We start from the raw sequence: 10236 nt of genomic DNA on the forward strand, positions 1-10236 counted from the left end.
ATAAAAAAAGCCACCGCACTGACGTGGGGTGGCTAAAAGTCTTACCAAAGGAATGATGAAGCGGAGCATGATTCGACGGCCCAATGCTGCGGAGTCATTGGGCCAAAGATTCGTGTTCTTCATCGCCGACGACGGTAACACCGGCGTGAAGTTTTCGACTATTACGAAGATTGATAGTGACTATCAAGGCTCGTTTGAAATCCCGACGGTCGGACAGTGTTACAAGATTTCGGCCTTCACGCGCGTGGGCTACCCTAGACCCAATGTGCGGTAACAATAATCAATGTGGCCGCTCAGTGTGACCAATGAATGTGGCCGTGCCTGGGCGATGTCCAGGCGATGTAGTTCGACCTTGCTTCCATCTGCCGCAACGCTCGTTCCAGCGCGGACACTTCGTTTGAACTTGAAAGAGTTGTCTGTATCCAAGGGGCGCTCGCGCTGGGCCTTAATCGAAACAGGGGACAATAATGACTTTCGTGAAATGGAATCTGATGACGCTGGCGGTTTCGCTGGGTGTCAGTCAATTGGCAACGGCAGGCGTTGTCAGTGATCAATCGGAGGCCAAAGGCTTCGTCGATGACAGCAGTCTGACCGTTCACCTGAAAAATTATTATTTCAACCGCGACAACAAGAACAGCAAGGACGACAGCAAGGACTGGACCCAGGGTGTGCTGGGGAATTTCAGTTCCGGCTTTACCCAGGGCACGGTGGGTTTTGGCGTAGACGCCTACGGTTACTGGGGCGTGAAGCTTGACGGTGGCGGCGGCACCACTGGCACCGGCAACTTGCCGGTGGACCGGCACGGCGACCCGCAGGATGAATACGGCACGGCGGGCGGCGCGTTGAAAATGCGCATTTCCAAGACCGAGTTGCGCTACGGCAACCTTCAGCCCCAGGCGCCGGTGTTCGCGGCGGGTGGCTCGCGTTTGTTCCCGCAAACTGCCACCGGTTTCAATGTGCTGAGCAGTGATATCGCCAACCTGGAACTGGACGGGGGTCACTTCACCGGCAGCAACGGCCCGGTCACCACCAACAACGACCACGGCATCTGGGCCGCGTACGCCAACGTTGAAGCCAGCAGCATCGATTACGCCGGCGGTAAATACGCCATCACCGATAATCTGTCGGTCAGCCTGTACGGCTCGGACCTCAAGGACGTCTGGCATCAGTACTACGGCAATGCCAATTACACGCTGCCGCTGTCGAATGAACAGTCGTTGAACCTGGACTTCAATATCTACCGCACCAACGACAGCGGTGCCGCCAAAGCCGGCGATATCAGCAACACCACGTGGTCGCTGGCCGCTGCATATTCATTCCTGACAGCGCATACGCTGACCCTGGCCTATCAGAAAGTGCATGGCGACACGCCGTTCGACTACGTGGCCTTTGGTAATAACGGCGCGGGTGACACCGGGGATTCGATACTGCTGGCCAACTCGGTTCAGTATTCCGACTTCAACGGCCCGGGCGAAAAGTCCTGGCAGGCGCGTTATGACCTGAACATGGCAAGTTACGGGGCGCCAGGATTGAGTTTCATGGTTCGTTATATCCACGGTGATGACATCGACGGTTCCCACATCCCGTCGAACAGCACCTACACGGGGTATGGCGATGACGGTGACCACCACGAGACCAACCTGGAAGCGAAATATGTTGTGCAGTCCGGTCCGGCCAAGGACTTGGCCTTGCGCATGCGTCAGGCCTGGCACACGGCCAATGGTGATCAGCCGGACGGTGACGTGAAGGAGTTTCGTCTGATTGCGGATTACCCGATCAATATTTTCTGATCGGCTGGCGGGTGATTAGAAGCTCCGCTGTAGAAAAAAGCCAGGCCCTCCGAGAGGAGGCCTGGCTTTTTTTTGGTTTTATCATTGGCCGAGATATGTATCAGCAGGGCGGGCCTCTTCCCGGCTAAAGCCGGTCCCACAAAGTGCATGCCGCTGCTTTCAGTGGGACCGGCCTCAACCGAGAAGCAACGGCGTGCGCATCGTGGGACCGGCTTTAGCCGGGAAGAGGCCGGTACGTACAACACACCTCTCAGTGCCGGTCAGTAAGGCTTGTGATCCCCGCGAATCGAAAAATTCGCCATGTGCTCCAGCCCCTTGATCAACCCCGAATGGTCCCAGCCACTGCCGCCCAGCGCTGCGCAGGTGCTGAACACTTGCTGAGCGTTCGCCGTGTTGGGCAGGTTCAATCCCAGCTCGCGGGCACCTTCGAGGGCCAGGTTCAGGTCCTTCTGGTGCAGCGCGATCCTGAAACCGGGATTGAACGTCCCTTTGATCATCCGCTCGCCATGCACCTCGAGAATCTTCGACGAGGCGAAGCCACCCATCAACGCTTCGCGCACCTTGGCCGGGTCGGCGCCGTTCTTCGAAGCGAACAGCAAGGCCTCGGCCACGGCCTGGATATTCAGCGCAACGATGATCTGATTCGCGACCTTGGCGGTCTGGCCGTCACCGTTGCCTCCGACCAGGGTGATGTTCTTGCCCATGGCCTGGAACAGGGGCAGGGCGCGGTCGAACGTGGCCTCTTCGCCGCCGACCATGATGCTCAGCGTGGCGGCCCTCGCGCCGACTTCACCGCCCGACACCGGTGCGTCGAGGTAGTGGGCGCCGGTGGCAATGATTTTCTCGGCGAAGGCTTTCGTCGCTGAAGGAGAAATCGAGCTCATGTCGATCACTACTTTGCCGGCACCGGTGCCCTCGCTCAGCCCGTTTTCACCGAACAGCACCTCGTTCACCTGCGGCGTGTCCGGCAGCATGACGATGACGAATTCCGCCTCTTGCGCCACTTCCCGCGGGTTGGCCAGCACCATCGCACCGCCGTCCACCAGTGACGCGGGCGGGGCGCTGAAATGCCGGGAAAGAATCAATTGATGACCTGCTTTTTGCAGGTTTTCTGCCATGGGCAGGCCCATGATGCCGGTGCCGATAAAGCCGATGTTAGCCATGAGATTTTTTCCCTTGTTTGGAGGAGGCAGACGGGTTGCGTACATGCCTCAATATTTCTCCCCGTAGGCGTGAGCTTGCCCGCGATTGCGATTCATCAGCCAGCGCATCGTCGACAGCCCACCGCAATCGCGAGCAAGCTCACTCCTACAAGAATCGGTATCAGATCAGGTTGTGCGCCTTCAACCACTCAAGCCCCGCTTCGGTGGTGGTCAGCGGTTTGTATTCACAGCCGATCCAGCCGCGATAACCCAGCCGGTCAAGGTGCTTGAACAGAAAACCGTAGTTGATTTCGCCGGTGCCCGGCTCATGCCGCCCGGGGTTGTCCGCCAGTTGCACATGACGGATCGCCGGCAGGTGCGTTTCAAGGGTGCGGGCGAGGTCGCCTTCCATGATTTGCATGTGGTAGATGTCGTATTGCAGCGACAGGTTGGGGCTGCCGACTTGCTCGCGAATCGCCAGCGCCTGGGCGGTGGTGTTCAGGTAGAAGCCCGGAATATCCAGGGTGTTGATCATTTCCATGACCAGATCAATGCCCTGGGTTTGCAGGCGGTCGGCGGCGTATTTGAGGTTGTCGACGAAGGTTTTCTCGATCAGCCCGTCGTCGAAGCCTGGAGGCTTGATGCCTGCCAGGCAGTTGATCCGGGTGTTGCCGAGGACTTTGGCGTAGGCGATGGCCAAGTCCACGTCGGCGTAGAACTCTTCAACCCGATCCGGGTGGCAGGCGATCCCGCGTTCGCCTTTGGCCCAGTCGCCCGCTGGCAGATTGAACAGCACTTGGGTAAGGCGGTTGCGGTCCAGCTCGGCCTTGATCTGCGCAGAGCTGAAGTCATACGGGAACAGGTATTCGACGCCGCTGAAACCGGCGTTGGCGGCGGCTTCGAAACGCTGCAGAAAATCCAGCTCAGTGAACAGCATCGACAGGTTGGCGCATAAACGGGGCATGGCGTACTCCTTGTTCGTGTTCGAGATGACCGAGGTGATCAGTCCAAAAGGCTGATGGCGGTCGGGGCGTCGGCGCGGTGTTCGGCCAGGGATTCGAATTCGTTGATGGCGTTGATCTCGGTGCCCATCGCAATGTTGGTGACGCGCTCCAGAATGATCTCCACCACCACCGGCACGCGGTACTGCTGCATCAGGCTTGTCGCTTCGGCGAAGGCGGCCTGCAGGTGGGCGGGATCAAGGACGCGAATCGCTTTGCACCCGAGCCCCTCGGCCACCGCGACATGATCGACCCCATAGCCTTCCAGCTCAGGCGCATTGATGTTGTCGAACGCCAGCTGCACGCAGTAATCGATGTCGAAATTGCGCTGGGCCTGACGGATGAGGCCCAGGTAGGAATTGTTCACCACCACGTGGAGGTACGGCAGCTTGAATTGGGCGCCCACGGCGAGTTCTTCGATCATGAACTGGAAGTCGTAATCGCCTGACAGCGCGACGACCTGACGACTCGGGTCGGCCTTTACTACGCCCAGCGCAGCGGGAATGGTCCAACCCAACGGCCCGGCCTGACCGCAGTTGATCCAATGCCGTGGCTTGTAGACGTGGAGGAATTGCGCACCGGCAATCTGCGACAGGCCGATGGTGCTGATGTAGCAGGTGTCCTTGCCGAAATACTGATTCATCTCCTCGTACACCCGCTGGGGCTTGACCGGGATGTTCTCGTAATGGGTTTTGCGCTGCAGCGTTCGCTTGCGCTCCTGGCAACTGGCAAGCCACTGGCTGCGGTCCTTCAGCTTGCCGGCGGTGTGCCACTCGCGCGCCACTTCAATGAACATCGCCAGCGCAGCGCCCGCGTCAGACACGATGCCCAGGTCGGGGGTCAGCACCCGGCCGATCTGCGTCGGCTCGATGTCGACGTGGATGAACGTGCGCCCTTCGCTGTACACCGACACGGTGCCGGTGTGGCGGTTGGCCCAGCGGTTGCCGATGCCCAGCACCAGATCGGAGGCCAGCATCGTCGCGTTGCCGTAGCGGTGAGAGGTCTGCAGCCCGACCATGCCGGCCATTTGCGGGTGATCGTCCGGGATCGTTCCCCAGCCCATCAGCGTCGGAATCACCGGAATGCCGGTCAGCTCGGCAAACTCCACCAGCGCGTCCGCCGCATCGGCGTTGATGATGCCGCCACCGGCGACGATCAGCGGACGCTCTGAAGCGTTGAGCATTGCCAGGGCTTTCTCGACCTGCTTGCGGCTGGCCGCGGGTTTAATCACCGGCAGCGGCTCGTAGGCGTCGATGTCGAATTCAATCTCGGCCATCTGCACGTCGAACGGCAAGTCGATCAGCACCGGGCCCGGGCGACCGCTGCGCATCAGCTGGAAGGCTTTCTGGAACACATACGGCACCTGACCAGGTTCCATCACCGTGGTCGCCCATTTGGCCACCGGCGCGGCGATGCTGGCGATGTCCACGGCCTGAAAGTCTTCCTTGTGCATCCGTGCGCGCGGCGCCTGGCCGGTGATGCACAGGATCGGAATCGAGTCGGCGGAAGCCGAGTACAGGCCGGTGATCATGTCGGTGCCGGCAGGGCCCGAGGTGCCAATGCACACGCCGATGTTGCCAGCGATGGCGCGGGTATACCCCTCGGCCATGTGCGAGGCGCCTTCGACGTGGCGCGCCAGCACGTGATCGATGCCGCCCAGTTTCTTGAAGGCGGCGTACAGCGGATTGATCGCGGCGCCGGGAATACCAAAGGCGGTGTCGACGCCTTCACGACGCATCACCAGAACGGCGGCTTCGATGGCTCTCATGACGGTCATTTGTTAGTCTCCTGAACTCGGTAGTTTTTGTACGTAAACAGCCTGATTCTTTGGTGAGGCTTTGTGAATGGCTGTTTTTATCCGTTCTATCGGTATCTGGAGTATTGAATGGACCGTTACACGGAAGTGCGCAGTTATGTCCTGGTAGCGTCGCGTGGCAGTTTCGCCGCCGCTGCGCTGGTGGAGGGGGTGACGCCGGTGATCATGGGCCGACGGCTGAGCGCACTGGAGGATCGTTTGGGCGTGAAATTGATTCATCGCTCGACGCGGGGCCTGACCCTGACCGATGCCGGCGAGTCGTATCTGGAGAACGCCAAGTTGGTGCTGCAGTCCTTCGAGGACCTGGACGCCAGCATCAGCGAGAACGAAAGCAGCGTGCGCGGGCATCTGGTGGTCTCGGCGCCGGCGGGTTTCGGCCGTCAGCACGTCGCGCCCCACGCACCGGAATTTCAGGCGCGTTTTCCGGATTTGCAGCTGTCGTTCAACCTCACCGACAACGTGGTCGACCTGGTGCGCGAGGGCTATGACATGAGCATCCGTATCGGCGAAGTGCTGGACCCCAATTACGTGGCGATCAAGCTGTACGCGAACAAGCGCGTGGTCTGCGGCTCGCCGGCGTACTTCGCCGAGCACGGTTTTCCGCAGGTGCTTGAAGACCTGGCGCAGCACAATTGCCTGTCGTTCAACCTGCAGGGCGGGCAGCATCGTGGCTGGACGTTTCAGCGCGAGGGCAAGCCGGTGGCGATCAAGGTGGCGGGCAACCTGTACTGCAACGACGGCGAGCTGTTGTATGACTGGGCCAAGCGCGGCCTCGGCCTGAGCTGGCGCTCGACATGGGAAATCCAGAACGAAGTGGAAAGCGGCGCGCTGGTCACCGTGCTGGACGAATTCGCCTTGCCCAGCTACGACATTCAGGGCGTGTACCCGCAGCAGCATTACCTGCCGGCGAAGGTACGATTCTTCATCGCATTCCTGAAAGAGGTCTACAACCGGCCGGGGTATTGGCGGCAGGGGTGATCGATACTCCCGTACCGTTATGGCATCGCCCTGTAGGAGCCGGCTTGCTGGCGAACCGTAGTGTCGGACGACGCACAAGGTGGCTGACCCGATGCGTTCGCCAGCAAGCCGGCTCCTACAGATTGGCGTGGGACGGGGAGTCGGCGGCAATGCGGATGCCGGGGGGCAGGCCGCAGTTAGATCAACTCCACCGACACCGGCGGCAGCCCACGAATCTCTCCCACCGCCAGCCCAGGGCCGGTGGTCTTGTACATCCCGGTGTAGGAACCGGTGGTGATGACCATCTCTGGCGTCACGCTCTGGCCATTCTGGGTGTGATGGTTGACCAGCCATGGCAGCAGGCGGCGAGGGTCGCCGGCCGGGTTGGCACCGTCGCCCGGCACGATGTCCTCGTCGCCATAGGTAAAGCTCAGCGCCGGTTCGACGAAAGGGAAGTGGGCATCGTAAGGGATGAACTCGCCGATGATCAGCGCGCCATGGTTGAGCAGGTCCCCCAGTGCCAGCAGCGGCTCGATCTTCAGCCAGGCCGCAAACCGGCTCGAAACGACTTCAATGGTCGTGCCCATCTCCTTGATATTGCTCAAGACTTCTTCGTCCGAATACGGCTGCTCGCGCGGGGTGAATTCGCGGCCAAGGCGGAAGGCGATCTCCAGTTCCAGGATCGGCGACGGGTAGTCGACGCATTCAACCTGGCTGCCACTGGCAAAGATGCCGTCGTCCGGCAGCAGCGCGCCATTGATGGGCCCGGTCGGCGACTTGGAGCCGATCTTCCAGCCGCCAACGGACGTTTCGCGAAGCCGCAGAATCTCGCGTTGCAACGCATAGGCACTGGCCGCATCGGCAGGCACCTGTTCAGGACGGATGTCGGTGATTTTCTGGCCGTCGCGCATGGCAGCGACAATCAACTCGGCCGTGTTCGCTGGGTGAGACGATGGATTCACGCGGATCTTCCTTCAGTCAATTGATGGAAAGCGCTCCGGTCCCTCGGCTAACACGGCGAAGGACTACGGAGCCAGCGTGAATACTCTAACCCTATTTCGCGGAGTCGGTAGAGACCCGAACCCTGCGCAGTCAATCAACCGTTCTCGCACGCATCGCCCAGTCGTGTGTATTCCAGCGTGTGGGCCACGCCTTTGCTGTCGACGTATTGCATTTTCGCTTTGACCGGGCCGCACGGGTTGGCGGGGTTGCTGGCATTGGTGACACGCACCACCTTGGCGATGTCCAGGTCTTCGCTGTAATCGTATTGAGCGGTCTGGTCGGCGGAGGCGGCAGGCGCGGCGGTGGGGGCGGTTTCGTTGGCGGACGCGAACAGGCTGACCAGTGAAAGCGCGACAAACAGAGGAAATTTCATGATGGAGACCCGCATGTGGTGGCGAGCGCGTGGGGGTGGCTCGCTGATGGGGTCATCTTAAGTAGCGGTCTGCAGCCGCTGAAATGGTGGTTGTCGATAGCGCCCATCATCCCTGCTGATGAGGCTCAGGCCGCCCCGGCGCTGTAGTCCAGATCAGAGCGCAAGCGCTGGACGCAGAAATCCACGAACGAGCGCACTTTGGACGATCCGCGACGGCCTTCGACGTAGACCACATACACCGGCATCGGCGTCACCTCAAACGCTTCGAGCACGGCGTACAAAGAGCCCGCCTGCAGGTGCTGACGAATCTGGTACGACGGCACCTGGGTCAGGCCCCAGCCGTCAACGGCGGCATGAATGGACGCGGTAAACGAGGTCATCGACAGCCGTGATTGCACTTTCACTTCCTGGTGCTGGCCTTCAATCCGGAAGCTCCACGCGGGGCTGCGTCCGCTGATCATCACCGTCACCGTGTCCCGCTCGATGAGTTCGTGGGGATGCTGCGGCGTGCCGTGTGCCGCCAGGTAAGCGGGGGAGGCGCAGACCATGCGCCGGACGGTGCCCACCTGAATGGCGGTCATGGAAGAGTCGGGCAAGGCGCCGATGCGCACCGACACGTCGATGCCTTCCTCCAGCTGGCCGGCGACCCGGTCCATCAGCAGGCCACGAATCTGCACCTGGGGGTGCCGCGTCAGGTAATCGGTCATGATGGGGGTGACGTGCAGGTCGCCAAACACCTGCGGCGCGGTGACGGTCAGCAGGCCGCGTGGCGTGGCGTGGATGCCTGCGGCGGCGCTTTCGGCTTCGTGCAGATCGGCCAGCAGGCGGCGGCAATCATCGGCGAAGCGCACGCCGGCTTCGGTCAGGCGCAACTGCCGGGTGGTGCGCACGATGAGCAACGTGCCGAGCCGCGCCTCCAGCTGCGCGACCGCACGGGTCACCGTGGCGGTGGACACATTCAGGTTGCGCGACACCGCCGCGAAACTGGGGCCTTCGGCGACGGCGGCAAAAAGGGTCATTTCCTGAATGCGGTCCACTGGGCGTGCGTCTCCGAGCCGGCAAATGCGGCAGTCTGCGGGAAATCCGGGCGAGCGGAAAGGTCTGATCCGGACCGTCGTAAAAACGACCGCGTGGTCATGTTTGCTTGGTGCTCCGGCGATGCCTTCTATATTCTTCCTCACGCTGGACGCCTCGACCGACAGGCAGGCGCTCGACACGGCAAGGGACAGACCCGCATTCACGCAAGGCCAAAGGAACGCAGATGAGCACCACCAGCACGCCGCTCTCCGGCGTCAATCAGCCATTGAAGGGCATCGCACTGATTCTGTTTGCGACCTTTCTGTTTTCCAGTCACGACACGCTGTCCAAATACCTCTCCGGCATCTACCCGATCATGATGGTGGTCTGGGTGCGTTACGTGGTGCACACCGGGCTGATGGCGTGCATTTTCATGCCGTCGTCGGGCCTGCGCGTCCTGCGCACTAAGCGCCCGGGGCTGCAGGCGTTGCGGGCGGTGTGCCTGCTGGGCACGAGTCTGCTGTTCACCAGTGGCCTGATGTTCATCCCGATTGCCGAAGCCACGGCGGTCAACTTTCTCGCGCCGCTTTTGGTGACGGCGTTGTCGGTACCGCTGCTCAAGGAGACGGTCAGCCGCGGTCAGTGGATCGCTGTGCTGGTGGGCTTCAGTGGCGTGCTGGTCATCGTCCATCCCGGCGGCGAGCTGTTCAGGCCGGCGGTGCTGCTGCCCCTGGGCTCGGCGCTGTGTTTCGCCTGCTACCAGTTGCTGACGCGTCTGGTGGCGGCCCACGACAGCCCGACCACCAGCAACTTCTTCGCCGGGCTGTTCAACAGCCTGTTGATGAGCGCCATCGTGCCGTTCTTCTGGCAGTCGCCGGAGTGGAAACACATTCCGTTCATGCTGGCACTCGGCACGTGCGGCATGGTCGCGCACCTGATGCTGACCCAGGCATTTCGCTTCGCCGCGCCGGCCATGCTGGCGCCGTTCGGCTACTGCCAGATCGTCTTCGCCGGGTTGTGGGGCTTTATCGTGTTCAACCATTCGCCGTCACTCACCGCCCAGGCCGGTATCGCAATCATCTGCCTCAGCGGGCTGGCCGCGGCCTGGCAACAGCGCAAGAAGGGCGGTTGAGGCGCA

Annotated in this window: 9 protein-coding genes; 3 read left to right on the forward strand and 6 right to left on the reverse strand. The window is 61.3% G+C overall.

Features of this window, described 5'->3' with window-relative positions; genetic code table 11:
* Positions 1-467: 467 nt before the first annotated feature.
* Positions 468-1790, forward strand: a complete 1323-nt coding sequence (locus VF672_RS07425; RefSeq protein WP_331103181.1) for an OprD family porin — start codon at positions 468-470, stop codon at positions 1788-1790.
* Between the two features lie 260 nt (positions 1791-2050).
* On the opposite strand, the gene VF672_RS07430 is transcribed toward VF672_RS07425, so the two are convergent.
* From VF672_RS07430 to gcl, 3 genes are all read right to left on the reverse strand, one after another.
* Positions 2051-2953, reverse strand: a complete 903-nt coding sequence (locus tag VF672_RS07430) for a 2-hydroxy-3-oxopropionate reductase (protein WP_331103183.1) — start codon at positions 2951-2953, stop codon at positions 2051-2053.
* A gap of 160 nt (positions 2954-3113) precedes the next feature.
* Positions 3114-3896 (reverse strand): hydroxypyruvate isomerase, encoded by a 783-nt coding sequence (hyi, locus tag VF672_RS07435; protein ID WP_331103185.1) that lies wholly within the window; start codon positions 3894-3896, stop codon positions 3114-3116.
* 38 nt (positions 3897-3934) lie between these two features.
* Entirely contained in the window at positions 3935-5710 is a 1776-nt protein-coding gene (gcl, locus tag VF672_RS07440) for a glyoxylate carboligase (RefSeq protein ID WP_331103188.1), read from the reverse strand.
* A gap of 108 nt (positions 5711-5818) precedes the next feature.
* On the opposite strand from gcl, the gene VF672_RS07445 reads away from it, so the two are divergent.
* Positions 5819-6727: a LysR family transcriptional regulator gene (locus VF672_RS07445; protein WP_331103190.1), complete on the forward strand. Its 909-nt coding sequence runs from the start codon at positions 5819-5821 to the stop codon at positions 6725-6727.
* A gap of 176 nt (positions 6728-6903) precedes the next feature.
* Here the strand turns inward: VF672_RS07445 and VF672_RS07450 are convergent, their stop codons facing one another.
* The 3 genes from VF672_RS07450 to VF672_RS07460 form a co-directional block, all read right to left on the reverse strand.
* A complete protein-coding gene (locus VF672_RS07450) occupies positions 6904-7668 on the reverse strand; it encodes a 2-keto-4-pentenoate hydratase (protein WP_331103192.1) in 765 nt (254 codons plus the stop codon).
* Positions 7669-7802: 134 nt separating this feature from the next.
* The gene (locus VF672_RS07455) at positions 7803-8081 is read right to left on the reverse strand and encodes a DUF2790 domain-containing protein (protein WP_331103194.1); all 279 of its coding nucleotides are present in this window, start codon (positions 8079-8081) and stop codon (positions 7803-7805) included.
* Between the two features lie 125 nt (positions 8082-8206).
* Positions 8207-9118 (reverse strand): LysR family transcriptional regulator, encoded by a 912-nt coding sequence (locus tag VF672_RS07460; RefSeq protein WP_331103196.1) that lies wholly within the window; start codon positions 9116-9118, stop codon positions 8207-8209.
* Positions 9119-9342: 224 nt separating this feature from the next.
* Between VF672_RS07460 and VF672_RS07465 the strand changes: the two genes are divergently transcribed.
* Positions 9343-10230, forward strand: a complete 888-nt coding sequence (locus VF672_RS07465; RefSeq protein WP_331103198.1) for a DMT family transporter — start codon at positions 9343-9345, stop codon at positions 10228-10230.
* The last annotated feature ends 6 nt before the right edge of the window (positions 10231-10236 follow it).

The sequence above is a fragment of the Pseudomonas sp. genome (assembly GCF_036387035.1).
In the GTDB taxonomy this organism is placed as follows: Bacteria; Pseudomonadota; Gammaproteobacteria; order Pseudomonadales; family Pseudomonadaceae; genus Aquipseudomonas.

What these genes read in the sequence shown, in the direction of transcription:
- VF672_RS07445 (WP_331103190.1), top strand. Translation starts at nt 5,819, where the DNA reads ATGGACCGTTACACGGAAGTGCGCAGTTATGTCCTGGTAGCGTCGCGT.
- VF672_RS07430 (WP_331103183.1), bottom strand. Translation starts at nt 2,953, where the DNA reads ATGGCTAACATCGGCTTTATCGGCACCGGCATCATGGGCCTGCCCATG.
- hyi (WP_331103185.1), bottom strand. Translation starts at nt 3,896, where the DNA reads ATGCCCCGTTTATGCGCCAACCTGTCGATGCTGTTCACTGAGCTGGAT.
- VF672_RS07465 (WP_331103198.1), top strand. Translation starts at nt 9,343, where the DNA reads ATGAGCACCACCAGCACGCCGCTCTCCGGCGTCAATCAGCCATTGAAG.
- gcl (WP_331103188.1), bottom strand. Translation starts at nt 5,710, where the DNA reads ATGACCGTCATGAGAGCCATCGAAGCCGCCGTTCTGGTGATGCGTCGT.
- VF672_RS07425 (WP_331103181.1), top strand. Translation starts at nt 468, where the DNA reads ATGACTTTCGTGAAATGGAATCTGATGACGCTGGCGGTTTCGCTGGGT.
- VF672_RS07455 (WP_331103194.1), bottom strand. Translation starts at nt 8,081, where the DNA reads ATGAAATTTCCTCTGTTTGTCGCGCTTTCACTGGTCAGCCTGTTCGCG.